The organism is Bradyrhizobium sp. S69 (assembly GCF_009766005.1).
Taxonomy (GTDB): Bacteria; Pseudomonadota; Alphaproteobacteria; order Rhizobiales; family Xanthobacteraceae; genus Bradyrhizobium.
Map to the genome: position 1 here is coordinate 18768 of NZ_LMUK01000027.1, position 24765 is coordinate 43532.

At 63.0% G+C, this 24765-nt stretch carries 27 protein-coding genes; 13 read left to right on the forward strand and 14 right to left on the reverse strand.

Annotation, left to right across the window (positions count from 1 at the left end; all coding sequences use genetic code 11):
- Positions 1-286 precede the first annotated feature (286 nt).
- The 4 genes from GSQ88_RS10560 to GSQ88_RS10575 all read left to right on the forward strand — a co-directional run bounded on the left by GSQ88_RS10560 (position 287) and on the right by GSQ88_RS10575 (position 4636).
- Positions 287-1672, forward strand: a complete 1386-nt coding sequence (locus GSQ88_RS10560) for an ABC transporter substrate-binding protein (RefSeq protein ID WP_159007687.1) — start codon at positions 287-289, stop codon at positions 1670-1672.
- A 136-nt stretch (positions 1673-1808) separates the two neighbouring features.
- The gene (locus tag GSQ88_RS10565) at positions 1809-2684 is read left to right on the forward strand and encodes a carbohydrate ABC transporter permease (protein WP_159007688.1); all 876 of its coding nucleotides are present in this window, start codon (positions 1809-1811) and stop codon (positions 2682-2684) included.
- On the forward strand, positions 2681-3532 hold the full coding sequence (locus GSQ88_RS10570; protein ID WP_159007689.1) for a carbohydrate ABC transporter permease: 852 nt from the start codon (positions 2681-2683) through the stop codon (positions 3530-3532). Before GSQ88_RS10565 ends, GSQ88_RS10570 begins: the two co-directional genes overlap by 4 nt.
- A gap of 123 nt (positions 3533-3655) precedes the next feature.
- Positions 3656-4636 carry a hypothetical protein gene (locus tag GSQ88_RS10575; protein ID WP_159007690.1) on the forward strand — a complete coding sequence of 327 codons (981 nt, stop codon included), beginning with the start codon at positions 3656-3658 and terminating at the stop codon, positions 4634-4636.
- A gap of 9 nt (positions 4637-4645) precedes the next feature.
- Here the strand turns inward: GSQ88_RS10575 and GSQ88_RS10580 are convergent, their stop codons facing one another.
- The 7 genes from GSQ88_RS10580 to GSQ88_RS10610 form a co-directional block, all read right to left on the reverse strand.
- A complete protein-coding gene (locus tag GSQ88_RS10580; RefSeq protein ID WP_159007691.1) occupies positions 4646-5152 on the reverse strand; it encodes a DUF6622 family protein in 507 nt (168 codons plus the stop codon).
- Positions 5153-5170: 18 nt separating this feature from the next.
- Positions 5171-5986 (reverse strand): ABC transporter permease, encoded by an 816-nt coding sequence (locus tag GSQ88_RS10585; RefSeq protein ID WP_159007692.1) that lies wholly within the window; start codon positions 5984-5986, stop codon positions 5171-5173.
- A 162-nt stretch (positions 5987-6148) separates the two neighbouring features.
- Positions 6149-7063, reverse strand: a complete 915-nt coding sequence (locus tag GSQ88_RS10590; RefSeq protein WP_159007693.1) for an ABC transporter permease — start codon at positions 7061-7063, stop codon at positions 6149-6151.
- Entirely contained in the window at positions 7060-8268 is a 1209-nt protein-coding gene (locus GSQ88_RS10595; protein WP_502706716.1) for an ABC transporter ATP-binding protein, read from the reverse strand. Before GSQ88_RS10595 ends, GSQ88_RS10590 begins: the two co-directional genes overlap by 4 nt.
- Positions 8269-8339: 71 nt before the next feature.
- Complete coding sequence (locus GSQ88_RS10600; protein ID WP_159007694.1) at positions 8340-8972, reverse strand: 3-keto-disaccharide hydrolase; 633 nt, start codon at positions 8970-8972, stop codon at positions 8340-8342.
- 128 nt (positions 8973-9100) lie between these two features.
- Positions 9101-10561 (reverse strand): glycerol-3-phosphate dehydrogenase, encoded by a 1461-nt coding sequence (locus GSQ88_RS10605; RefSeq protein ID WP_159007695.1) that lies wholly within the window; start codon positions 10559-10561, stop codon positions 9101-9103.
- A gap of 65 nt (positions 10562-10626) precedes the next feature.
- The gene (locus GSQ88_RS10610; protein ID WP_159007696.1) at positions 10627-13314 is read right to left on the reverse strand and encodes a sensor domain-containing protein; all 2688 of its coding nucleotides are present in this window, start codon (positions 13312-13314) and stop codon (positions 10627-10629) included.
- Positions 13315-13609: 295 nt separating this feature from the next.
- On the opposite strand from GSQ88_RS10610, the gene GSQ88_RS10615 reads away from it, so the two are divergent.
- The gene (locus GSQ88_RS10615) at positions 13610-14713 is read left to right on the forward strand and encodes an NAD(P)/FAD-dependent oxidoreductase (RefSeq protein ID WP_159007697.1); all 1104 of its coding nucleotides are present in this window, start codon (positions 13610-13612) and stop codon (positions 14711-14713) included.
- Between the two features lie 40 nt (positions 14714-14753).
- On the opposite strand, the gene GSQ88_RS10620 is transcribed toward GSQ88_RS10615, so the two are convergent.
- Positions 14754-15743 carry an SDR family oxidoreductase gene (locus GSQ88_RS10620; RefSeq protein WP_159007698.1) on the reverse strand — a complete coding sequence of 330 codons (990 nt, stop codon included), beginning with the start codon at positions 15741-15743 and terminating at the stop codon, positions 14754-14756.
- Between the two features lie 146 nt (positions 15744-15889).
- Between GSQ88_RS10620 and GSQ88_RS10625 the strand changes: the two genes are divergently transcribed.
- Positions 15890-16750, forward strand: a complete 861-nt coding sequence (locus GSQ88_RS10625; protein ID WP_159007699.1) for a helix-turn-helix transcriptional regulator — start codon at positions 15890-15892, stop codon at positions 16748-16750.
- A 111-nt stretch (positions 16751-16861) separates the two neighbouring features.
- Here the strand turns inward: GSQ88_RS10625 and GSQ88_RS10630 are convergent, their stop codons facing one another.
- Entirely contained in the window at positions 16862-17047 is a 186-nt protein-coding gene (locus GSQ88_RS10630; RefSeq protein WP_159007700.1) for a YdcH family protein, read from the reverse strand.
- 265 nt (positions 17048-17312) lie between these two features.
- On the opposite strand from GSQ88_RS10630, the gene GSQ88_RS10635 reads away from it, so the two are divergent.
- The gene (locus tag GSQ88_RS10635) at positions 17313-17519 is read left to right on the forward strand and encodes a YdcH family protein (protein ID WP_159007701.1); all 207 of its coding nucleotides are present in this window, start codon (positions 17313-17315) and stop codon (positions 17517-17519) included.
- Between the two features lie 40 nt (positions 17520-17559).
- Here GSQ88_RS10635 and GSQ88_RS10640 read toward each other — a convergent pair whose 3' ends face one another.
- The gene (locus GSQ88_RS10640; protein ID WP_159007702.1) at positions 17560-17940 is read right to left on the reverse strand and encodes a response regulator; all 381 of its coding nucleotides are present in this window, start codon (positions 17938-17940) and stop codon (positions 17560-17562) included.
- A gap of 390 nt (positions 17941-18330) precedes the next feature.
- Here GSQ88_RS10640 and GSQ88_RS10645 point away from each other — a divergent pair, with 390 nt between their 5' ends.
- The 3 genes from GSQ88_RS10645 (at position 18331) to GSQ88_RS10655 (ending at position 19138) form a co-directional block, all read left to right on the forward strand.
- Positions 18331-18525: a hypothetical protein gene (locus tag GSQ88_RS10645; RefSeq protein ID WP_159007703.1), complete on the forward strand. Its 195-nt coding sequence runs from the start codon at positions 18331-18333 to the stop codon at positions 18523-18525.
- A gap of 102 nt (positions 18526-18627) precedes the next feature.
- Complete coding sequence (locus GSQ88_RS10650) at positions 18628-18840, forward strand: hypothetical protein (RefSeq protein WP_159007704.1); 213 nt, start codon at positions 18628-18630, stop codon at positions 18838-18840.
- 46 nt (positions 18841-18886) lie between these two features.
- Positions 18887-19138, forward strand: a complete 252-nt coding sequence (locus GSQ88_RS10655) for a hypothetical protein (RefSeq protein ID WP_159007705.1) — start codon at positions 18887-18889, stop codon at positions 19136-19138.
- 74 nt (positions 19139-19212) lie between these two features.
- Here GSQ88_RS10655 and GSQ88_RS10660 read toward each other — a convergent pair whose 3' ends face one another.
- Positions 19213-19947, reverse strand: coding sequence for a GGDEF domain-containing protein (locus GSQ88_RS10660; protein ID WP_159007706.1), 735 nt, complete (start codon positions 19945-19947; stop codon positions 19213-19215).
- 136 nt (positions 19948-20083) lie between these two features.
- Between GSQ88_RS10660 and purE the strand changes: the two genes are divergently transcribed.
- From purE to rpsU, 3 genes are all read left to right on the forward strand, one after another.
- Positions 20084-20572: a 5-(carboxyamino)imidazole ribonucleotide mutase gene (purE, locus tag GSQ88_RS10665; protein ID WP_159007707.1), complete on the forward strand. Its 489-nt coding sequence runs from the start codon at positions 20084-20086 to the stop codon at positions 20570-20572.
- Positions 20569-21678: a 5-(carboxyamino)imidazole ribonucleotide synthase gene (locus tag GSQ88_RS10670; RefSeq protein WP_159007708.1), complete on the forward strand. Its 1110-nt coding sequence runs from the start codon at positions 20569-20571 to the stop codon at positions 21676-21678. Before purE ends, GSQ88_RS10670 begins: the two co-directional genes overlap by 4 nt.
- A 173-nt stretch (positions 21679-21851) precedes the next feature.
- Entirely contained in the window at positions 21852-22157 is a 306-nt protein-coding gene (gene rpsU / locus GSQ88_RS10675; protein WP_079564913.1) for a 30S ribosomal protein S21, read from the forward strand.
- A gap of 155 nt (positions 22158-22312) precedes the next feature.
- Here the strand turns inward: rpsU and GSQ88_RS10680 are convergent, their stop codons facing one another.
- The 3 genes from GSQ88_RS10680 to GSQ88_RS10690 form a co-directional block, all read right to left on the reverse strand.
- Positions 22313-23209, reverse strand: a complete 897-nt coding sequence (locus GSQ88_RS10680; RefSeq protein ID WP_246735221.1) for a hypothetical protein — start codon at positions 23207-23209, stop codon at positions 22313-22315.
- 147 nt (positions 23210-23356) lie between these two features.
- Entirely contained in the window at positions 23357-23641 is a 285-nt protein-coding gene (locus GSQ88_RS10685) for a cupin domain-containing protein (RefSeq protein WP_159007710.1), read from the reverse strand.
- Positions 23642-23664: 23 nt separating this feature from the next.
- Positions 23665-24762, reverse strand: coding sequence for a calcium:cation antiporter (locus GSQ88_RS10690; RefSeq protein ID WP_159007909.1), 1098 nt, complete (start codon positions 24760-24762; stop codon positions 23665-23667).
- Positions 24763-24765: the final 3 nt, after the last annotated feature.

The following is a 24765-nucleotide window of genomic DNA, read 5'->3' on the forward strand; positions in this document are numbered from 1 at the left end:
AAACGGTCACACCCTTCCGAGCACCAAGACATTGCTGCGCTACGCCGAGGCAACCGGCAGCAAATTCCATGTGCGGCTGTCGGCGGCCTGACGCATCGTACAAAACCTCGGGCGCGCTTGGCGTCGCGGGATGCCGCCGTATGTATGTCCTGCGACGTTCTGACCTTGCGAGAAGGGCCGATCCCTACCCAAAGTTTGCGCTCAGCGCTCTAGATCAGGCGGCGGCAATACGTTAGGCTTTTCCCCAACTGGTTAAAAAACCAGAGACAGATGAGGGGAGTGAACAGTGAGACCTAAGGGAATTCGCGCGCTTGCCATTTCGGCTGCCGCATTCGGGCTTTTGTATGCCACGGCACCCGCTTTTGCTCAGCAGAAAACCGTCACCGTCTGGTGGGGCAAGGGCTTCTACAAGTCCGAAGACGATGCGCTGCTCGACACCATCAAGAAATTCGAAGCCAAGACCGGCATCAAGGTCGAGCTGTCGCAATATGCCATCCAGGACATGATCCCGAAGACGGTCGCCGCGCTCGATTCCGGCACCGTGCCCGATGTCGCCTATTCCGACACCTACGACGTGCAGGCGCAGGGCAAGTGGGCGTTCGAAGGCAAGCTCGAGGACCTCTCCGACATCATGCTGCCGATGAAGGACGCGTTTGCGCCGAGCACGCTGGAGGCAGCCCTGCTCTACAACGACCAGACCAAGAAAAAAGCCTATTACGGCTTCCCGCTGAAGCAGCAGAGCATGCACGTCCAGATCTGGGGCGACATGCTGGCGCAGGCCGGCTTCAAGCAGGCCGATATCCCCACCACCTGGGAAGATTACTGGTCGTTCTGGTGCGACAAGGTGCAGCCGGCGATCCGCAAGGCGACCGGCAGCCGCATCTACGGCGTCGGCCAGCCGATGGGCGTGGAATCCACCGACTCGTTGCAGTCGTTCTACACCTTCATGGACGCCTACCACGTCAAGCTGGTCGACGACGACGGCAAGCTCCTGGTCGACGATCCCAAGGTGCGCGACGGCCTGATTCATGCGCTGAAGGATTACACCGACACCTACATCAAGGGCTGCACGCCGCCCTCCTCCACCACCTGGAAGGACCCGGACAACAACGTCGCGTTCCACAACAAGACCATCGTGATGACCCACAATTTCACGATCTCGATCGCGGCGAAGTGGTTCGAGGATTCCACCAACCCGGCGCTGACCGACGCGCAGCGCGCCGCCGGCAAGAAGGCCTATGAGGAGGACATCATCACCGCGTCGTTCCCGAAGGCGCCGGATGGTTCGACCATTCGCTACCGCTCAGACGTCAAGACCGGGCTGGTGTTCGCCGCCGCCAAGAACAAGGCGGAGGGCAAGCAGTTCATCAGCTTCCTGATGCAGGAAGACAACGTGCGGCCCTATGTCGAGGGTGCGCTCGGGCGCTGGTTCCCGGTGACCAAGGCCAGCCAGGCGAGCCCGTTCTGGCAGGCCGACCGGCATCGCAAGGCGGTCTACGCCCAGTTCACCGGCGGCACCACGCCGTTCGACTTCACCAAGAACTGGAAGTTCACGATCCTCAACAACGAGAACGTCTGGGCCAAGGCAATGAATCGCGTGGTCAGCGAAAAGGAGCCGGTCGACAAGGCCGTCGACGAACTGATCGCCCGCATCAAGCAGGTGGCGGGGTAGCGAGGCCGTCATTGCGAGCCAACGGGTCGGGCGAATGCCCGCCCGATGACAGGTTCCGCGAAGCAATCCAGAGCAACAGATAAGAACTGGATTGCTTCGTCGCTTCGCTCCTCGCAATGACGAAGAGGACTAGAACATGGCAACGATGACGCTTACACCGGACGATGCGGCCCCGCGCGGGCCATTTTCGGCCCGGCTGACCACCCCGCAGATCTGGGGCATCGTGCTGCTGGCGCCCTATATGCTGGTGTTCGCGGCTTTCGTGGTCTACCCGGTTTGCTACGGGCTCTGGCTGGCGCGGCATCCCGCCAGTTATGTCGCGCTCTATCACGATCCGATCTTTGCGCGTGCCGCGGTCAATACGCTGATCTTTTTGGTGATCGGCATCAATTTCAAGATGCTGGTGGCGCTGTTGCTGTCCGGCTTCTTCGTGCAGTCACGCGCCTGGATCCGCTGGCTGTCAGTGCTGTTCATCCTGCCCTGGGCGGTGCCGTCGATCCCGACCATCCTGTCGGTGCGCTTCATGCTCAATCCCGAATGGGGCATGGTCAATCAGCTGATCTTCAAACTCACCGGCGATGACGGCCCGAACTGGCTCAACGACCCCACCGTGGCGCTGACCATGGCGATCGGTATGCACATCTGGAAATCGCTGCCGTTCTGGACGCTGATCCTGATGACCGGGCGGCTCGCGATCCCGCAGGACCTGTTCGAGGCCGCGGCGGTCGACGGCGCCAGCTGGGCGCAGAAATTCCGCTTCATCACCTGGCCGTCGCTGCGGACGCTATATCTGACCTGCACGCTGCTCTCGATGATCTGGACGCTGGGCGATTTCAACAGCGTCTATCTCTTGACCGGCGGCGGCCCGGCCGACCTCACCCATGTGCTGTCCACCTTGGGGATCCGCTATCTGCGGCTCGACCAGCTCGACATGTCGATGGCCGCGATCGTCTGCGCGCTGCCGCTGGTGCTGCCTTTGGTCTATTTCATGATGAAACGGCTCTCTCGATGAAAATGCCAACCTTGCGCGAAGTCGGCATCGAAGCGCGGCTGCTGTTGATCGGCATTCCGGTCTTCATCTGGACCATGATTCCGATCTACCACATGTTCGTGTTCGCGATCTCGCCGAAGGAGGACGCGTTCTCGGGCAGACTGTGGCCGACGCATCCGACTCTGCACAACTTTCACATCGTGTTTTATCAGCAGCATTACTTCCTGCGCGATTTCTGGATTCAGTTCTGGAATTCGGTGGTGATCGCGGTCGCGGTTGGCGCGCTGACGCTGTTCATCGCCACCGCCGCCGCGTTCGCGATCTCGCGGTTACGGATTCCCGGCGGCCGCTGGGTAATGAATCTGGCGCTGTTCACTTACTTCATTCCCGCCGCCTTCCTCGCGGTGCCGATGTACCGGACCATGGGCAATTACGGCCTGCTCAACAATCAATGGTCGTTGATTCTGGCCATGGTGACGATCTCATCGCCCTACGCGATCTGGGTGCTGAAACAGGCCAGCGACAAATTGCCGGTCGAGCTCGATGAAGCCGCCGTGATGGACGGCGCCACCATCCCGCAAATCTTCCGGCTGGTCTATCTGCCGCTGATGATGCCGTCGCTGGTCGCGATCGGCACCTACGCGCTGCTGCTCGCATGGAACGAATATCTCTACGCGTTCCTGCTGCTGTCCAAGGACACCGACATCACCCTTCCCGTCGCGCTCGGAAATTTTTTGGCCGCCGACGATTCGCCGTGGGAATTGCTGATGACCACCGGCTTCATCTACGCCCTGCCGCCCGCCGCGATCTACTACGTGTTCCGGCGATATATGGTGGGCGGACTGACGGCGGGCGCGGTGAAGTCGTGAAAGGCCTCACGGCCCCGCGAGTTGAACCCGTCATCGGCATCAAACGACCCATAAGGATGGCTGCTTCGCCCGTGGAGACCGCACGACCGCTTTCGCTCATGCCATCCCAGGAAACGCTCGGCCATGCGGACCAATGACGCGATCCATCTCGGCCTGATGCTGTTCGCTCTCGCCGCCGCCTATCTGGTGCCGTTCGAGCTGCTGCTGCTGGCCTATGTCGTGCTCGGCCCGGCACACTATTGCACCGAGATTTCCTGGCTGCACGATCGCAGCTATTTCCTGCCCCATCGCGGCATCGCCGCAGCACTCGCCATCGTCGCCATCGTTGCCGCCCTGATCGACAACGCCTCGTGGTTCGGCTTTGCGATGTGGGCAGCCCTGGCCGTGTGCGCGATGCTGGCGGCGACCAAGTCCGCGGCCGAGAGCACGCTGATTTTCATGGTCGCGTTGGCATTATCCGCGATCATGGTTTCGAGCGGCTCCTCGCTCGCCGTCATCGGCATCCTGATCCCGACGCTGATCCACGTCTCGCTGTTCACGCTGGTGTTCATGACGCTCGGCGCCTGGCGCTCGGGCAGCCGGGCGCAGGTGCTGCTGGTCGCGGTCTATCTTGCCGCGATCGTGTTGATTTTGCTGGTGCCGCCCACGGCGGAGATCCGGATCGCCAGCTTTGCGCGGGCCGCGACAGATTATTTCGGCAATGTCGGCCCGGCCTTGAGCCGGCTGTTCGGGATTCCGGGGCTGAAACTCGATACGCGGCTCACCAGCCTGCTCGCCTTCGTCTACACCTACCACTACCTCAACTGGTTCATCAAAGCCGACGTGATCCGCTGGGCCGATATCTCGCGCACGCGGCTGGCACTGGTGATCGCGGCAAGCGCCGGCTCGACCGCGCTGTATTTCTACGACTACGCGTTCGGCTTCACCTTCCTGCTGGCGTTGAGCCTGGTCCACATCCTCTTGGAATTTCCGCTCGACGCTCTCGCCTTGCGGCAACTCGGCGCCGCGGCGGCGAGCGGCCTGCGCGGCAACACCGCAACACCGGCAACGACTCGTTCCGGCCTGGCGCGCACCAAAGCTTCACAGCGAACGAAGAGATCGTAACTGCTTAAGTCAGGACCCGGCGTCCATCGCGCGCTTTCTGAAATATTCGCGCAGCAGCGCGATTGTCGAACCGATGAAATAGCCTGCGGTCGCACCCGAGATCGCGCGGCCGGTGATGGCGGCGGCGGTGCGGCCATCGGGATCGACGGCCGCGATCACCGCAACCGTGTATTGCAGGCCGAATACGGCCAGGTTGCGGATAAGCGGAAACACGCTGCCGGGACGAATGATTTGCCCGCTCGCATGATTCACTTCGAACGGGCGCGGCGTGAGTACGCCGATCGGCAGCAGCGCCAGCGCCGCGATGATCCAGGCGACCAGCGGCGAGAGGCTGTCCTGATGGCCCAGTCCGATCCGCGATACGCCCCAGATGATGAATACGGCGGGAACGATCAGCGCCCGCCAGATCGACGTCGTCCGCGGCTGCAGCGCCTTGAGGCCCTGCCACACCAGATAGGCCAGCAGCGCGAACACCCAGGGCGGCGTGTGGGTCAAAATACCAAAAGAAAATTGCATGAACGCTCCGTCAATCCTTCACAGTGGCGCCGCGCTCTCGCCCTGCGCGCTCGACAATTTCGACGCAAAGGACGCCACCACGATCACCACCGCGATCAACCCGATCACCATGGTGCAGATCGCATTGATCTCGGGCTTTACCCCGAGACGGACTTCCGAATAGATCCGGATCGGCAAGGTCGCCGAGCCGGGGCCGGTGGTAAAGCTCGCGATCACGAGATCGTCGAGCGACAGCGTGAAGGCGAGCATCCAGCCGGCGATGATGGCAGGGAGAATCAGCGGCAGCGTCACCGCGACAAACGCGCGGGCCGGATCGCAGCCGAGATCCATCGCCGCCTCTTCCAGGCTGCGATCGAGCGAGCCGAGCCGCGACTGCACCACCACCGCGACAAAGCACATCGTCAGCGTAGTGTGCGCGATCGTCACGGTCCAGAAGCCGCGCTCGGCGTCCAGCGCCACGAACAACAGCAACAGCGACAGCCCCGTGATCACCTCGGGCATCACCAGCGGGGCATACAGCATCCCGGAAAACAGCGTGCGTCCTTTAAACCGCTCGCCGCGCGACAGTGCGACGGCGGCGAGCGTGCCGAGCAAGGTCGCGATCGTGGCGGAAGACGCCGCCACCCGGAAACTCATCCAGGCGGCCTCGATCATCGCCTCGTCGTGGAAGAATTCGCGGTACCAGACCAACGACCAGCCGCCCCACACCGTCACCAGCCGCGAAGCGTTGAAGGAATAGATCACCAGGATCACGATCGGCAAATACAGAAACCCTAGCCCCAGCGCCAGCGAAGCCACGTTGAAGCGAGAGATCTTGCTGGTTGCACTAACCATCGGCGCTGCTCAACGCGACGAGTGGCACTCCCCTCCCCCTTGCGGGGAGGGGTCGGGGGTGGGGGTCAACGAGCACTGAGCTTGCGGTCACCCCCCACCCCGACCCTCCCCCGCAAGGGGGGAGGGAGAAAAAGAGCACCATCGTTCTGCCGCGTGTCGCCATCAGCGCGCGCCCTCAAGCTGGTGGCGTTGCAGGCGGTCGTACAGCAGGAGCGGCGCCAGCAGCAGGGCCAGCAACAGCACCGCGGCGGCGGAGGCGACCGGCCAGTCCTTGTTGGTGAAGAACTCCAGCCACAGGGTCTGGCCGACCATCAGCGAATCCGAGCCGGCCAACAGATCGGGGATCACGAACTCGCCGACGATCGGAATAAAACACAGCAACACGCCGGCACCGACGCCCGGCAGCGACAGCGGAAACGTCACCAGCCAGAACGCCCGAAGCGGCGAGGAGCCGAGATCGGACGCGGCCTCCAGCAGCGCCGGGTCCATCTTGGCCAGGGTCGCATACAGCGGCAGGATCATGAACGGCAGATAGGAATAGACGATGCCGAGATACATCGCGCTGTCGGTGGACAGCCACACCACCGGCGTCGAGATCAGATGCAGCGCCAGCAGGATTTTGTTGAGCAAGCCGTCATGCTGCAGGATGTTGATCCAGGCATAGATGCGGATCAGGAACGAGGTCCAGAACGGCACGATCACCAGCATCATCGCGACGCCTTGCCAGCGCCGCGGCAGCCGCGCCATGCCATAGGCGATCGGGTAGCCTGATAGCAACAGGATCGACGTCGAGACCGCGGCAACAACGAGGCTGCGCAGATAGGACAGCACGTAGAGATCGTCCGTGACCAATAGCTTGAAATTGTCCAGGGACAGCGCCGCGAACGCCGCCTTGATCGCGGCCAATCCCTGCGTCAGCTCGAACACCGGCAGATAAGGCGGCTGGGCAATCGCGGTCTGCGACAGGCTGATCTTGGCAACGAAACCGAATGGCACCAGGAAGAACAGCACCATCCAGACATAGGGCGCGATCGCGGCAAACCGTGCCGGGCGGGCGAAGATGCGGCGCGCGCTCATTGCTCCAGCACCACGCAATCGTCGGGGGTGAACCAGGCAACCACACGCTGGGTCACGCTGTAGGCGTCCACGTCGAGCCGGGCGGTATTGGCCATCGAGGATTTCAGCACCGCGCCGCTATCGAGCTTGACCTTGTAGGTCGTAAAACCGCCGAGATAGCTGACTTCGATGACGATGCCTTCGAGCCGGTTGATGGTATGCGTACCGGCCGTATCCGAGGCCGGACCGCGCCGCGACAGCTTTACCTTCTCGGGCCGGATCGCGACAAAGACCAGCGCCTGCTTGACCGGGTCGGGCGGCGCCGCCGCGACGATGGTCCCCGCGTCCTTGGTCGCAATCGCAAGCCGCCCGGCATCGCCCGGCCCGACCTCGCCCTCGAGCATGTTGATGTCGCCGACGAACTCGGCGACCCATCGCGAATTGGGCGCCTCATACAGCTTGCGCGGGGTCGCGACCTGCTCAAGGCGGCCCTGATCCATCACGCCGATCCGGTCGGCCATCGTCATCGCCTCTTCCTGATCGTGGGTGACGATGATGAAGGTCATGCCGAGCCGCCGCTGCAACTCCATCAATTCCACTTGCGTGCTCTCGCGCAGCTTCTTGTCGAGGGCGGCCAGCGGCTCGTCGAGCAACAATATCTCGGGCCGTCGCGCCAGCGAGCGTGCCAGCGCCACGCGCTGCCGTTGACCACCGGAAAGCTGGTCGGGCTTGCGCTTCTCCAGCCCCTCGAGCCTGACCAGCGCCACCATCTCGGCGACGCGGGTGGCGATCTCGGCCCGCGGCATCCGCGCGCGCTTCAGACCGAACGCGATGTTGTCCCGCACCGACAGATGCGGAAACAGCGCGTAGTTCTGAAACATCATATTGACCGGACGCTGGTGTGGCAGCACCTGCGCGATGTCGTCGCCGCCGAGCAGGATGGCGCCTTCGTCCGGGGTCTCGAAGCCGGCCAGCATCCGCAGCAGCGTGGTCTTGCCGCAGCCGCTCGGGCCGAGCAGCGCGAAAAACTCGCCCCGCCTGATGTCGAGCGACAGCCGATCCACCGCGCGCACCGCGCCGAACCGTTTCGCCACGCCGTCGATCCGCAGCAGCGGCATGTCAAAAGCCGCGATCGGCAGCTCGGCTTTGGCGGGGATAGCGTCGGCCGGCGGTTCGGCTTTCGCCGAATCCGCCTCCGTTGCGGTGTTCGCTGCGTCCTCGGTCATGATGCCGGCCTGCCCCGTCGAGATCAGCAAGCTAGCGGCGGAACAGTTCCGACTCAACCGCGGCGCGTCATTTACAGCGGCTTGATTTCGACCTTGCGAAACTTCACCGTGCCGCCGTCTTTTTCGACGCCCTTGTCGTCCTTGAGGCCCAGCCCATGCTGAAGCGCGACCTTGCCGGTGGCAAACTTCGCGTCCTGCGCGCCATCGACGGTCTTCTGCCCGTTCAGCGTCACGGTGAAGGTCGAGCCCTTGGCCGTGATCTCATAGACATTCCATTTGCCCGCGGCGCGGGGCATCGGATCGACCTTGCCGACATTGACGATCGCACCGGTGCCGTAGCTCGGATCCGGGCGCGCATCCCAGATGTTCACTTCATAAGCAGTGGCGCTGCCGATCTTGTCGGGATCGGTGCAGCGGATGAAAATTCCGCTGTTGGCCTCGCCATCGACCCAGAACTCGGCCCTGATCTGGTAGTCGGTATAGGTGTTCTTGGTGACCAGAAAGCCATTGCCCTTGTCGGCTACGGCCAAGCCATCCTCGATACGCCAGTTGGCGTTGCCGACCTGGTTGAAATTGTCGAGGTTCTTGCCGTCGAACAGCGTGATCCAGCCGGCGTCGGTCTGGCCGGATGCCTGCTGGGCATAGGGGAAAGCGGCAAACCCGGCCACAAGCAAGGCGGCGCCAATGATGGATCGACGTTTCATGGTGATCTCCTCCCGAGATACTTTTTGGACCGGGTTCATTGCGAAGCCCGGTTGGTTCTAACGACAAACGACCATAGCAAGCGGTAACGTTTTCCGGAAGCTCACGGCTTCGCAGGCAAACAAACCGATCAAGCCATGAAGGTCGCCAGCGCCTCGCGATCCACCGATGGCATGGTCAGACCGAGCTTCGAGCGCCGCCAGAGAACATCCTCCGGAAAGCGCGCCCATTCCTTGCTCATGAGATAGCGCACCTCGGCGCCGGTTAATTCCGGCCCGAAGCCAGGACCGAGGTCGGCCCGAGCCTTGGCGTCGCCGAGCACGGCCGCCAGCCGCGAGCCATAGGCCGCGACCAGCCGCAGCGCCTGCGGCTGGTCGAGAAAGCGCCAGCGCTCGCGCGCCGCATCGACCTCGGCCTCGAACCGCGTCCAGTCAAAATCGCCGCCGGGCAGCGCCGCCTTCGCGGTCCAGCGCGGCGACATCGGATAGAACGGCGTCAGCCGGGAGACCGCCCGCTCGGCGCGCAGCCGCGACGTCGCGATATCGCCGCCGAACATCGTCAGCAGCGGCGCCTTGCCGCGCGATCGATCGAACACCATCGCGCCGTCCCGTGCCGCGCGCTTGACCGCCGGGCCCTCCACCGCATTGGCCCCGGACAGCGTCCGGATGACATCGGACGGATCGAGGTGCTCGCGGAAGTATCGATTGGCCGCATCGCACAGATACGCCACATCGCCCGCGGCCATCGACACGATCGCGGCATTGCCGGTGAAGGCCGCTCCCGCAGTGCCGATCAGCGTAAAATCACGCTCATAGGGGCTGGCGAAGATCAGCCTGCCATCGTGGTTCTGGAACACATAGACGTTGTCGGTCTCGAACAGGCGCGGCACGACGATCTGGCTCATCACGACAGCGCCGAGATCCGGCAATGGCAGGCGCAGCACGGTCTCCGCCACCGACGCGGTCCAGGCGCCGCTGGTGTTGGCCAGCGCCCTTGCCGTCATCACCCGGCGATGGCCGCGGTCGATCACCGCCAACCGCCAGATATCGGACCGGTCGGCGCGAACGCAGCGCGCGCCGGTACGGATGTCGGCGCCCCGCTCCGCCGCATCGACGGCAATGGCGATCACCAGCCGTGAATCATCCGCCACGCAGTCGGAATATTCGAACGCGATGCCGAACGGCCGCTTCAGCGGGTTGCCGATCGGATGGTGGGTGACGTCGACCGTCACCGAGGCCGGCAGCCGCCTGCGCGGCGCCAGGCGGTCGTACAGCAGCAACCCCGATCGCAGCAGCCAAAGCGGACGCTCCTCGGCATGGGCCGGGATCACGAAGCGTAGCGGCCGCACCAGATGCGGCGCGTTCTGCAACCAGATGTCGCGCTCCGCCAGCGCCGCCCGAACCAGGAAAAAGCCCCGGCGCTCCAGCACCGACAGATCGCCATGAATCATTCGCGGTGTCGCCGAGGATGCGGCGGCGCCGAGATCGCCCTGCTCGAGCAGGATGACCCGCAACCCCCGGCCCGCGGCATCGCGGGCAACGCTGACGCCGTTCAGGCCGCCGCCGATGATCGCCAGATCGTAATCCGCCATGCGCTAGCTATCGCGTTTTCGCTTGACGTTGATACGGCGTCGCGCCGGGAAACCAACGCAAGGCGCTAGCCCGTCTTGCGCACGGGCTTCATCGTATCGGCGCGGCCGACCAACGCAAAATACTGCCCGATCGGCGCCGGCTTGCCGATGAAATAGCCCTGCACCGCATCGCACCCCTCCTCGGCGAGGAAACTGAGCTGCTCCTGGGTCTCCACGCCCTCCGCGACGATCGACATTTCGAGGCCGTGGCCGAGGCCGATCACCGCGCGAACGATCGAGGCGGATTGTGGATTGCGCCCGAGATTCATCACGAAGGCCCGGTCGATCTTGATCTTGTCGAACGGGAACGCCTGCAGATAGCTCAACGAGGAATAACCGCTGCCGAAATCGTCCATCGACACCCGCACGCCGAGCGATTTCAGCCGCCGCAGCAACGCGAGGCCACGGTCGAAATCCTCGATCAGCACGCCCTCGGTGATTTCCAGTTCGAGCCGGCCCGGCGCCAATCCGGTTTCAAGCAGGATCGAATGCACGAGGCCGACCACGTCGCCGTGCATGAACTGCGCCGGTGACAGGTTGATCGCAATCTGCAACGGCAGCGGCCACGACGCGGCCTCGCGGCAAGCCTGCCGCAGGATCCACTCGCCCATTTCGACGATCAAGCCGCTTTCTTCCGCGAGCGGGATGAAATCGCTGGGTGGAACGAAGCCGCGCACCGGATGCAGCCACCGCGCCAGCGCTTCGAAGCCGATGACTTCGCTGGAGGCGACGGTATGACCCGAGACGGCTTGCGGCTGGTAATACAGCGACAGCTCGCCGTTCTTGATCGCCATCGAAAGGTCCTGGTGCAGCGCGCGGCGATCGCGAATCTGCTGGTCCATTTCCGGTTCATAGACCGAGATCGAGCCGCGCGATTTCGCCTTGGCGCGGAACAAGGCCGCGCCGGCATTGGCCAGCAGCGAGGCGGCATCGCCGCCATTGTGCGGGAATACCGAGATGCCGGTGGTGATGCCGGTGCGAACCGATTTTCCGTCGATCACGAACTCGTCCGAAATCGCCTCGGAGAGCTGATCGGCCAGCGCCCGCCCGGCGGCGGGTTGCTTGCCATCGATGATCAATCCGAACTCGTCGCCGCTCAGCCGGGATACCACGCCGCCGCGCGCCGCGGCCTGGATACGGCGCGACACTTCGATCAGCAGTTTGTCGCCGATCGCATGGCCGAACACGTCGTTGACTTCCTTCAGGCCATCGAGATCGACCGACAGCACCGCAAATTCCTCATCGGTGCCGGCGCAGGCTTCGATCATTTGCGCCAGCGCTTGCAGGAACGCCGCACGATTGGGCAAATCGGTCAGGCCGTCGTGATAGGCCATATGCGCCATCCGCGACTCGGTCTGGCGACGATCGGTGACGTCCTCGTGGGTCTTGATCAGATATTGCGGCTCGCCGGCGTCGTCGAGCACGGTCATGCGCCGCGTCAAAAACAGCCGCAGTCCGTCCTTGGTGGAGATCGGGTGTTCTTCGGTGAGCAGGCCGCGCTTCCTGATCGCGGCTTCGTCGCGCGCGATGATCAGCTTGGCTTCCTTCGGATTGAAGATATCGGCAGCCGTCAGGCCCGTGGCGTCTTCGCGCCGCCGGTTGAGGATGGCCTCGGCGCTGCGATTGGCGAGCAGGTATTTTCCGTCGCTGACGCGCTCGACGATCAGCGAGACCGGAATGTTGTCGACCACCAGTTCCAGGAACTTCTTGGTATTTTCCAGTTCCTTAGACAAGGATTTGCGGTCGGTGACGTCGTCGAACAGCGCGATCAGGAATTCAGGCTGGTCGTTGTGGTCGCGCGCGATCACGCGGTTGGAGGCGAGAATGCGCCGCTCCGAACCGCGCTCGACAACGATCTCGCTGCGAAACTGGCCTCCCGGCGCATGCAGCGCGGCTTCATCGGCCGCTTCGATACCCGCCGCAGTCCCAGGCGTGAAGATGTCATCGGCGCGCTTGCCGACGATCTTGTCGCGGGAAAAGCGCGAGAAGCGTTCGAACGCGCGGTTGGCAAAAATATAGCGGCCGTCCTCGATGCTCTTCGCAGCCACGCACATCGGCACGTTATCGAGCACGGATTCCAGGAATTGCTTGGTGGAAGCCAATTGTCGCGACAGGTTGCGCTGTTCGCTGCAGTCCTCATGCGTCGCGATCGAACCGCCGTTCGGCAGCGGGAAATACCGGACCTGAACCGAACGCCCGTCGGGCAGTTCGGTGATCAGCCCCTCCGCCGTGGCGGCATTGGCGTAGAAATCCTCGACGCCGACGTCGAGCACGCCGCGCTCGCGACGCAGCGCCACCAGTTCCGGCCCGGTCATGCCTTTGCGGATATCGGAGCGCGCCAAACCATAGATTTCGAGGTAGCGATTGTTGCAGAACACGATCCGCTTGCGTGCATCGGTCATCACCACGCCATGGCTGAGGGTGTTGAGGGCGGAGCGGACGAAAGCACTCTTGCGCAGTTGCGACCGCTCGGCTTTGCGCAGCGCCGAAAGAATCCATAGCGTGACAGCGGCGAGAAAGCCGCACACGACCACGCCGCCGATCACCGCTTCCCACACCACATTGGGATCGGCCGAGCCGATATAGCTCGTCGGGGCAAACTTATCCGATATCGCCCAGGCGGCGCCGAACGGTACAAGGACCCCGATCAGGCACATGGCGGCCTGCGCGGGAATCAAAATCTTGCCGCCTGCCTGCCAATTCTTGTCAGCCATCAGTCACTCGCGGATTTCCGTGCCGGAGTGTCTGGCTTCACGGGTTTGGATCAGGTAAACGCGTACCCGCACAATTCAAAAATGTGACTTAAATTATGGCAATTGCCCTGACATGATTAATGCATCATTAACGGGAAGCTGGCCAAAACGTCGCACCACAAAGCGGCTCGGCCGGATCGGGCGAAAGACCATCCGAAACAACGCGATGATGTGTAAATGTTACTGACCCCGGACGCGCGCCAACCCGCGAATCCAGCCTCGCCGAAGTACCAACCATCCCGGACCAGAACTGCGAATGGATAAAGTCGATTGCGTCGTGGTGGGGGCCGGAGTGATCGGTCTTGCGATCGCCCGAAAGCTGGCACAGGCAGGCCGCGAGGTCATCGTGCTGGAGGCGGCCGAGGGCATCGGGACAGTCACCTCGTCGCGCAACAGCGAGGTGATCCACGCCGGTATCTATTACAAGGCCGGCAGCCTGATGGCGCGGATGTGCGTCAGCGGCAAGCAGGCGCTTTACGCCTATTGCCGCGATCACGGTATCCCGCATCGCAATTGCGGCAAGCTGATCGTCGCGACGACCCCGAAGGAAACCGAAAAGCTGCAATCGATCCGGGCCCATGCCGAAGCCAATGGCGTGCTCGACATGCAGACCCTCTCCGGCGATGCCGCCCGCGCCGTGGAGCCGGCGCTGAATTGCGACGCAGCACTGCTCTCGCCCTCCACCGGCATCATCGACAGCCACGCTTATATGCTGGCGTTGCGCGGCGACGCCGAGGAGGGCGGCGCGGCCTTTGCCTTTTACACGCCGCTGATCCGCGCCAAGGCGTCCGCGGGAAAGATTGAAGTGGACGCCGGCGGCGACGCGCCGATGACGATTGAATGCGATCTTTTCGTCAATGCCGCTGGCCTCGGCGCGCCCGCGGTTGCGCGCAGCATCGAGGGCATGCCGATCGAATTGATCCCGGTGCCTTATCTCGCCAAGGGCAATTATTTCAGCTGCAACGCACGGGCGCCATTCTCACACCTGATCTACCCGGTGCCTGAGCCTGGTGGGCTCGGCGTTCACCTCACCCTCGATTTGGCTGGACAGGCACGGTTCGGCCCCGACGTCGAATGGGTCGATGCGATCGACTACGCAGTCGATCCAGCTCGGGCGGAACGGTTTTATCCGGCGATCCGGCGCTATTGGCCGACGCTGCCCGATGGCGCGTTGATGCCAAGCTATTCCGGGATGCGACCCAAGATCGTGCCTCCCGCCGTAGCTTCGCAGGATTTCCTGATCCAGAGTCCCCGGGATCACGGCGTCGCTGGTCTGATCAACCTGTTCGGCATTGAATCGCCCGGACTGACATCGTCGCTCGCGATAGCGGATTACGTCGGCGAACTGGCGGGGGTATAAAACGCCGCTGATGCGGTCAGCCGACGTTTGGAGGGCGGCCTCAGGCCGCGGTCGGCTTGACCAGACCCTTGTCCCGGCAGTACCGGGCCACCGCGTCGTCGATCGTCGGCGGTTCGCCAAACAGGTCCTTCTGCTTCCGGGTATCGCGGCTAACATAACCGCCCTTTCGGATCCACGCCAGCACGGCGTTCGAGTCGCGGAGGGACGGGACGAACCGCGCCAGCAGCGGCAACACGGCGAAAAGAAGGGGCGGGATGGCGGGTTTGGCGACCACCGGTCGGCCCAAGGCCCGGGTGAAGGCCGCGGCCAGCTGCGGTCCGGTGACCGGAACGTTCCAGCATACGTCCACGCTCTGGTTCAGGGCCGAGGCCGGCACGTCGAGGGCGGCCTGGGCCGCATACCCGGCGAGATCCGGGGTGTAGATCATGCTGAGCGCGACCCCGGGGACCCACTCGGGGAAGACGCCTTTCCGAACCTTTGGGGCCACGATGTCCCGGGTTCGGTCAAGGAAGGCGCCGGCGCGCAGAGCGAGGTAGGGCTGGCGTTTCTTGGCCAGGTATTCCTCGGTCAAGAGCTTTTGATGGAAATGGGGCACCCCGGTTGCCTTGTCGCACTCGAGAATCGAGATCAGGATTACCCGCGGTACGCCCGCATTCTTGGCTGCGTCGACCAGGTTCTGATACCCCTTGGTATCCGTCCGGGAGTTGTCTCCCTTCGTGCGGGCCGAGTGGGCGGTGAAGCCCGCGGCGCTGGCAATCACAGCCTCGGCCCGGGGTTCGGCTGTCAGGGCCCGCTGTAACGAAGTGCGGTCATTGAGGTCGGCCACCACGTAATCCGTCACCCCGAGGGATTCGAGTTTGGTGCGGTTGCTGGTTGCCCGGACCACGGCCCTGACCCCGGCCCCTCTTTCGAGCAGGGCTCGGACGATCGCCGACCCCAGCGCTCCCGAGGCTCCCACCACCGTGACTATTCTTGTTTCCGTAAATTTCTTCTTGGCCGCAGCGGGTTCGTTCTCGGCGTCTTGGCTCATAGGGCCGCTCCGTGGTGAATCCTGGCCCGGCGTCGCTTCAGCCCTTGGGAGCTCCGCTCACACCGAACGGTTTTGAGTTTGCGCGCGGCGCGATGCCTCAAACAGTCCTCTGACGATGCTGGTATCGGTCGTGCTAGGATAACGTCATGAGCGACGCCGCGACCGACAACCTCATGGCCCGCCGACGTGAGGCAGGCGCCTTCCTGCGCTCGCGCCGTGGGCGATTAGCGCCTTCCGAGGTCGGCCTCCCCCAAGGCTTTCGCCGGCGGACGCCGGGCCTTCGCCGCGAGGAAGTGGCGATGCTCGCCGGCGTCGGAACGACTTGGTATACTTGGTTGGAACAGGGACGTGAGATACAGCCGTCCAACGAAGTTCTCTCAGCGCTTGCCGAAGTGCTTCGGCTCGATCGCACCGAGCGACATCACCTCTTTTCCTTGTACGATCGCCCGACACCGGAGCGGCGCCTGCCGGGCGAGGAGCAGGTCGGTGAGTCACTTCGGCATATGGTGGATGGCCTGGCCGGACAGCCGGCCTTCGTCCTCGGCTGGCGCTGGGACATCCTCACTTGGAACAGAGCGGCCGAGCTTGTTATGGGCCCATACGCGGGGCTTGATGGCAGCAGGCCTAACGTCCTCGACCTGTTGTTCTCCGATCGGGCTCGCCGGCTGTTCGTCGATTGGGAGAACGTGGCTCGCCGTGCGCTCGCGACGTTCCGAGCTGACTGCGCGCCGTATATCGGTGACCCGGATTTCGAAAGCGTGGTTGCGCGCTTGACGCGCCTCAATCCCGAGTTCGCGGCGTGGTGGCCGCAGCATGACGTAGCGCACCGCCTGGCGGGCACGAAGCGCCTCAATCATCCGACTGTCGGCCGAATGCATTTCGCTTTTTCAATGCTCGCCGTTGGCGACCGGCCAGGTATGAAGCTGTTTGTCTTCACTCCAGTCGATGAAGAGGATACGCCCCGAAGGCTGAGCCGGCTCCTCAAGCACCCGCCTCTGACCGCCTAGTTCGCTGCGGCCGCTCGGCTGATGATAACGCATCCGCCAGCGCCAACCATTGGGGGCGCTGGGTGCGAAGACGTGCAGTATTTTCCTGCAAGGATTTCCAGTGTGCCGTTTCTAGTGCAGCGTTTCGCTGACGGTATGTTTAAGACGCTCGATCTCGTCCTTAACCATAAGTTTTCGGCGCTTTAGTTCGAGGATTTGCAGGTCGTCTGTGGAAAGATGTACCAGAGCTTCGTGCAGTTCGTTTTCGAGTATCTTGTGTTTACGTTCCAATTCAACAAGATGCGCCTGCATTGCCATACGAAACCTCCTCGGTGTGATTAAACCTCAGATGTGATACGGACGACTCAGTGTACACAAGTCGCTCGGTCTGTCGATGGGAATCGAAAATCTCCGCTCATATTTCAGTGTCATCTGTAATCAATCGTGAGTATGGATCAGGCTCGCCCGGCCTGATCTTTGCTGTGCGTGGCCGCACCAAGCGTGCTTGCAGACCGCGCCGACAGCAACGATATTCCGGGCAACGACTTTCGCAACCTCATCGCGTTTTCAGCCAACATGCACCATGACCAACGAAGATGAGCGCGAACTAGAATCCGAACTCGCGCGGCTGCAACAAGAGCACCGTGATCTCGACGCGGCGATCGATGCGCTGCATCAATCTCCCGCGCCGGATTTGCTGCGGCTGCAACGGCTGAAAAAGCGCAAGCTGCAATTGCGCGACCGCATCGCCTTTATCGAAGACCAGATCACACCCGATATCATCGCGTAGGCTTTAGGCCGTCACCGGTATCCGGCTCTGAATCTGGCCTTTAACCCCCGATTGTCAGCTCTCGTAGCACGCCGGTGATCTGTGCCGGGCTGTAGGGCTTCGGCAGAAACCGTCCGCCCTCGGGCAAATCCGTTTCCGACACGTGGAGGTGGCCCGAGGTGGCGATGATCTTGATCGGGGGCCATCGGCCCCGGACCGCCCGGGCGAGTTTCAGCCCGTCCATGGAACCCGGCATCTGGATATCGGTAAAAACCACGGTGATATCGCGACGCGCTTCCAGTACCTCGATGGCTTGATCGGCATTGACGGCTTCTATCACTTCGAAGCCGGCGGCCTCGATCGCTTCAGCCGCATCCATCCGCAACAGGAATTCGTCCTCGACGATCAGCACCACGGGTCTCCTGGCTTCGACAAGACCCATCGTTTCCCCTCTCCTCACGGACAAGCGATAAGCACCGGATATTGTTTTCGTTCCCGCGCGGCGAATTTCTCAACAGCCCATCGGGCCGGCGCGCAACAATCGTACTTTACGTTTCGGAGGACGCTTTGGACGACTTCGGGATCGTTGCGCTCCCGGCGATCCGGCGCGACCGATTTGTCGTGATCCGATAAAGGCCGATTAACCACCGCCAATGCTGGAACCGGGATGCCGTGAAACCAAGCTGCCGCTCGCTTCGTATTTCGCATGCGGTGGCGAGTGGTCCTCCAGATTGGCGCCACCACAGGCGGCCTCGCCTTCGCTGTGCCCGCGAAGCGAGGTCGTTTGGTTCTGGGCTGGATCAAACCGCCGAGTAAGCTCTGGATCTCGCCGATGACCGTCGATGCATTGCCACATCTCCCGGCCGCGCAACTCGCTTCGCTGGTCGATCTGGCCATGGTGACGCCCAGTCCGAAAATACCGGCATTGCATCTGACCCGACTGATGGTGCTCGGCTACGTCATGATGACCGCCGACGGCCCCTTGGTCACCGCTGATGGCCTGATCCGGATCACCGAAAACGCGTGAACAAATCGCGGCTGACATGACCTGCCCCTGTTTGACGCTTGACTCCTAAAGAACAAAATAGGAACATTACCTCTGTCGCCTTCAGCCACCGGGGATCATGTCATGTCCGAACTTTCTTTGCCGCCCGAGATCAGCCGTTACGAACAGGCCTGCGACCAGGCGATCGCGATGTGCGACGGCAACCTGCGCAGCACCATCAAGGCGCTGATCATGGCGAACGAATATCTGGAGACGGAACTGGAAGAGTTGCAGGCGGCGGTCGCTGCCGGCTGTGCGCCGGCGCAACCGTCGCGCGTCCGCAACAACGCCGCCTGAACGTTTTCTGGAGCAACGACGTCTGAGCGTTTTCTGGAGCCACGATATGGCCGATGTCACCTACTATGTCGCGCTGCCATTCCTTCAGGACGATGGCGGTTCACCGGTCGCGGGAGCCGCGGAAGAATGCCAGAGCTCGTCGGCGGCGCTGCGGCGCGCCGAAATATTATCGAGGGGCGAAGGCTGCATCGGCGCGCTGGCGTTCAGCCGCACCGGCGATCCCTTGATGGGCGAATTCGGTGATGCCAAATTGCTCAGGAAATTCGGCAACGTACCGGACGATCTCAGCGCGCTCTAGTTTATTGTTTGAGCATGATCTTTTCGGAAAACCGATTTCCACTTTTCCGGATCATGCTCTAGGGAATCCGCGCATCACGCCTCGTGCCGCCGTTGCGCCTTGCGCACATACATCGCGCGGTCGGCTTCTTCCATCGCCCGGCCTGCTTCCGCGTGCGGGCCGAGAAGTGCGACGCCCGCGGATACACCGGCGGTGACGACATCGCCACCAAACTCGAAGCTCAACCGGTCGACGGCTTGTTCCAGCAGCGCCGCCTTGGCCCGGGCGTCGGTCTCGCTCAGATTCCATAACAACAGCGCGAACTCGTCGCCACCGAGCCGCCCGATCACGTCGGATGAACGCACCTGTTCCAGCAATATACCGACGATGGCTTTCAGCACCTGATCGCCCGCCGCGTGTCCGAACGCGTCGTTGATCGGCTTCAGGCGATCGACGTCGAGCACGATCAGCGCGCCGCTCGCATGATAACGTTTGATGTAGGCGATCGAGCGACTGAGCTCGCGCTCGAAGCCGCGCCGGTTCGGAATCTCGAGCAGGAAGTCGGTGTCGGCGGAAGCCTGCAATTCGTCGATCCGCGCCTGCGCCCGCGCCAATTGGAGCCGAAGCCTCCGAATGGCTGGCTTGCCGTCGTTGGGCGCGACCGGGATCCGGGGCGCCGGCGAGCCCTTGGCCGGCTTGCCCTGGGGCGAGGCAACCTTGGACACCCCGGTTTTGCCGCGTTTGGCAGGCCTTGATTTTGCGGATTTTGAGCCAGGAGGCACTTTTGAACGGGGAGTCACTTTTGCGCCAGACCTGGTTTTCTTCTGCATGGAGGGGCCTGAAAGGCTTGCCGGGATTTACCAAGACAGGATAGTCCATTCTGAACCCCTTGCCACGCCTTGCCGATCCTTGGGCCGATCCTATAATCCGGCCTATGTTTTTGGATTCTCGAAAAGAATTGACCGCATGACCGCGCCCGTAGCCATCATCATGGGAAGCCAGTCGGACTGGACCACCATGCGCCATGCCGCCGAGACCCTGACCGCGCTTGGGGTTCCCCACGAAAAACTTATCGTCTCGGCGCATCGTACCCCGGACCGGCTGTTCGCTTTTGCGAAGGGCGCCCAGGCGGCCGGCTTCAAGATCATCATCGCCGGCGCCGGGGGGGCGGCGCACCTGCCGGGCATGGCGGCGTCGCTGACCGAGCTTCCGGTGTTCGGCGTTCCCATTGAATCCAAGGCGCTGTCCGGCGTCGATTCGCTCTATTCCATCGTGCAGATGCCGGCCGGAATTCCGGTCGGAACCCTGGCGATCGGCAAGCCCGGCGCCATCAACGCAGCCCTGCTCGCGGCCAGCGTACTTGCGCTCAACGATCCGGCGCTGGCCGGCCGGCTCGCGGCCTGGCGCAAGCAGCAGACCGACGCCGTCAAGGAACACCCGGAGGAATCGGCGTGACGGCGGCGAACCCATTGAAGCTGAAGCCCGGCGACACCATCGGCATTCTCGGCGGCGGCCAGTTGGGCCGGATGCTGGCAACGGCGGCGGCGCGGCTTGGCCTGCGCTGCCGAGTGTTCTCACCCGACCCGGATTCGCCGGCCTTCGACGTCGTGATGGATGCGACCTGCGCGGAATATGCGGATGTCGAGGCGCTGGAGCTGTTTGCTGCGGATGTCGACATCATCACCTACGAATTCGAGAACGTGCCGGCAGCCTCCGCAATGATCCTGGCGGCGCGGCGTCCGGTGCTGCCGAACCGCAAGATCCTGGAAACGACGCAGGACCGCCTGGCGGAAAAGGATTTCGTCCGGCAACTGGGTATCGGCACCGCCGACTACGCCGACGTCTCCTCGGTGGCGTCATTGCGGGCCGCGATCGCCAGGATCGGCCTCCCCGCCGTGCTGAAAACCCGCCGCTTCGGCTATGACGGCAAGGGCCAGTCGATCATTCGCGAGGGCGACGATCCCGAACAAATCTGGGAGGATCTCGCGACCAAATCGGCAATCCTGGAGGCCTTTATTCCATTCGAGCGCGAGATTTCGGTGATCGCCGCGCGCAGCGCCGGCGGCCAGGTCGAATGCTTCGACGTGACCGAAAACGAGCACGCCGACCATATCCTGAAGACGTCGCGGGCCCCGGCGGCGATATCCGACGCGCTGGCCGCGCAGGCCCGCGGCATCGCAGAGAAGATCGCAACCGCCCTCAATTATGTCGGCGTGCTCGCGGTCGAACTGTTCGTGGTTGCCGGCGACGGTGGCCCGAAACTTCTGGTCAACGAGATCGCGCCACGGGTGCACAATTCGGGGCACTGGACCCTGGACGGCGCCTCGATATCGCAGTTCGAGCAGCATATCCGCGCCATCGCCGGCTGGCCGCTCGGCAAGCCGGTCCGGCATGGCCCCGTCACCATGACCAATTTGATCGGGGACGAGATCAACGATTACGAGCGGTGGCTCACGGTTCCGGGCGCTACCGTGCACCTTTATGGCAAGGGTGCGCCGCGCCCAGGCCGGAAAATGGGGCATGTGACGCAGGTTGCCCCCGTGTCGCCCAAAATCGCCTGATCGGGATCAAATGACCGAATTTGGCCCTGCTGAACCTGCATAATTGCAGTTGCGCCGGTGGACATTGCCGGCGTTGTCTGATACATCCGCGCCCTCAAGGTTAAGGGCTAGGCCTTTTGCCAGCCCTTTGCTTTACCAGAATTCCAATCCGATCCACTGAAAGAGGATGCCGCGTGCAGGTTCTCGTCCGCGATAACAATGTCGATCAAGCCCTCAAGGCGCTGAAGAAGAAGATGCAGCGCGAGGGTATTTTCCGCGAGATGAAGCTCCGCGGTCATTATGAAAAGCCCTCCGAGAAGAAGGCCCGTGAAAAGGCCGAAGCGGTGCGCCGCGCGCGCAAGCTCGCCCGCAAGAAGCTGCAGCGCGAAGGTCTGCTGCCGATGAAGCCGAAGCCGGTGTTCGGCGCAGGTCCAGGCGCGGAGCGCGGCGGTGCCGGCGGCCGCGGTGGTCCCGGTGCGGGTCCGCGCGGACCGCGCTGAACCCAAATTACAGGGATTTGAATGCAATAACGCGGGCCAAGTGCCCGCGTTATTTTTTTGTCAGCGATATTTTTTCCAAGTTATTTTTTGCGTGGTCTTGAGCCGCGCCATGGCTGCCGGCGTGAAAGCCAAGCAGACCCCGAATCGGGTCCGGCCTATTGCGGCACGACCGCGTGGAACATCGATTTCGCGGCTAACAGCATGTCTTCAGCCACGTTGTGGTGTTCCTGCGCCGACGGGTCAGACGGCTGAATGGCACGAAGATCGAGCGGCCGCGCCGGCGGAATATCGGCCGGTGGGACCGGACGGCGAGGATCGTCGATCCGTGCAGTCACCGAGTTCGATGGCGTCGGCGACGAACCAAACGATTCCTCCGACGGCGGCGCGGACACCATGATCGGCGGCGGCAGCGGTCGGACCGCCGCAGGAACTGCTGCTTGTGGAATGGATGCCTGCTGAGGCGATGCCTGCGGAGCCGGTACCTGCGGCGGCGTCGACGCCACACGCGGCGTTTCCGGCGTCCGCAGCGAACCGCCATTCGACGCACGCAGTCGCTCAATCGCGGCACGGGCCAGATCGTTGGCATCGCGATCCGGAGCGATCGTGGCCTCAACCGTCTGCGGCGGATTCGTAGGAACTGCGGCCGGCGCAACCACCGACGCGGCGGGCTGAACCGCCAATGGGATCGTCCTGATCGCGGTCTTTTCCCGCGGCGCGGCCGGTGGCCGCTTGGTGTCCGCCGGGATGCTGGCGGTTTCCGCGGGCTTGTCGTCCGACTGTTCCTGGGATTTCTCCGCCGCTTTCTTCTCGGCGAGCGCCTTCTCAGTGGCGGCCTTCTCAGCGGTGGCCTTGTCAGGGGCGGACTTCTCGAACAGGGCCTTGATGCCCTTGGCCCGCACGCCTGCGGCCGGGATGTTGGCAACATCGCCCGATGCCGGATCCGCTTTTTTGGGGTCCGCCGGCGATACCGCTGCGGCTACCGGCGCATCCGCAGCCGGCTTGGACACGATGTAGTGATTGACGATGTAGGCGCCGATGATGGTCGCCGCCACCGATGGCAGCATATCCATCGTCAATTTGGAAATGTATTTCAGCATCCTACCACTCCCAGCATGGGCTTGATGCGGGAACTTTGAGGCACATTGAGGGATCAACTGCGACGGATCGGTGGCAATTCGATAAACGGAAGTATACGGCCATCAGGGTTTCAGTTCGACTTCGAGGAACACGATTTCATCCGTCGTCTCATTGAGCACGTCGTGCTTAACACCGGCCTTACGGAAGTAGGATTTGCCGACCCCAAGCTGCGCCTTGGAGCGGTCGCCGTTGGGCGCCACGATGGTCATTTCGCCCGCGGTCACGGGAACAATCACATAGTCCATCTCATGGGTGTGATGACCGGTCGCGCTGCCGGGCGCCAGCCGCCATTCGGTGACGCGGACTTCCGGCGTATCCACCTGAACGTCGGATTTGGCGCTGATCATGCTCGCTGTTCCCCTGAAATCACCTACGGCGCGAACACCAGAAACACGAATACCGCGAACACCACAAGGTGAAGCAGCCCGAACAGGATGTTGGTACGGCCGGTGCCGAAAGTGAGCATGCTGAGCAGGAAGGTCAACAGCAGAAGCACGATCTCGCGATGGTCGAGGCCGAGGATCAGCGTCTTGTCGAGCGTGTAGGCCGCGACCGCGACCGCCGGAATGGTCAGCCCGATGGTCGCCAGTGAGGAGCCCAGCGCCAGGTTGATGCTCTTTTGCAGATCGTTCTTGCGCGCCGCCGCGAGCGCGGCAACGCTTTCCGGCAGCAGGATCAACAGCGCCACCAGAATACCTGCGAACGCCGGGGGCGCGCCGATCAAGGCGGCGGTGGCATCCACCACCAGCGAAAATTTCTTCGCCAGCAGCACCACCGCCAGCAGCGAAATCAGCAGCAATCCGATGCTCAGCGACAACCCCGCACCGGAAGCAGGTTCCCCGTGAGCCGAATCGTCGCCCGCGCCCTGCACGAAATAGTCGCGATGCCGAATGGTCTGGGTATAGAGGAACACGCCATACAGCAGGATCGTCACGACGCTGACGAACACGAGCTGGGCTTCCGAATAGAACGGCCCCGGCGTGGTCAGCGTGTAGTTCGGCAGCACCAGCGTGATGGTCGCCAGCACCGCCAGCACCGACAAATACAGATTGGCGCCCGAGACCTGAAAGTCCTGCTCGCGGTAACGCAGCCCGCCGACCAGAATGCAGATGCCGGCCAGGCCGTTGCACACGATCATGACCACCGCGAACACCGTATCGCGCGCCAGCGTGGGCACCGCCTTGGCGCCGAGCATGATGGTCGCGATCAGCGCGACCTCGATGATGGTGACCGCCAGCGTCAACAGCAGCGTGCCGAACGGCTCGCCGATCCGCTCGGCGATCATTTCGGCGTGATGGACTGCCGCAAACACCGTGCCGAACAGCACGACCAGCAGCACGGCGGCGAACACAAGGCCAGCCGCAGACGGCGCGAAGATGTAACCCGTCGCGGTCACCGCGGCAAAGAGCAGCACCGCCAATACCGGGAAGATCCAGGCTGATCTGGGCATCGGGCCGTGCGCGCTCATCTC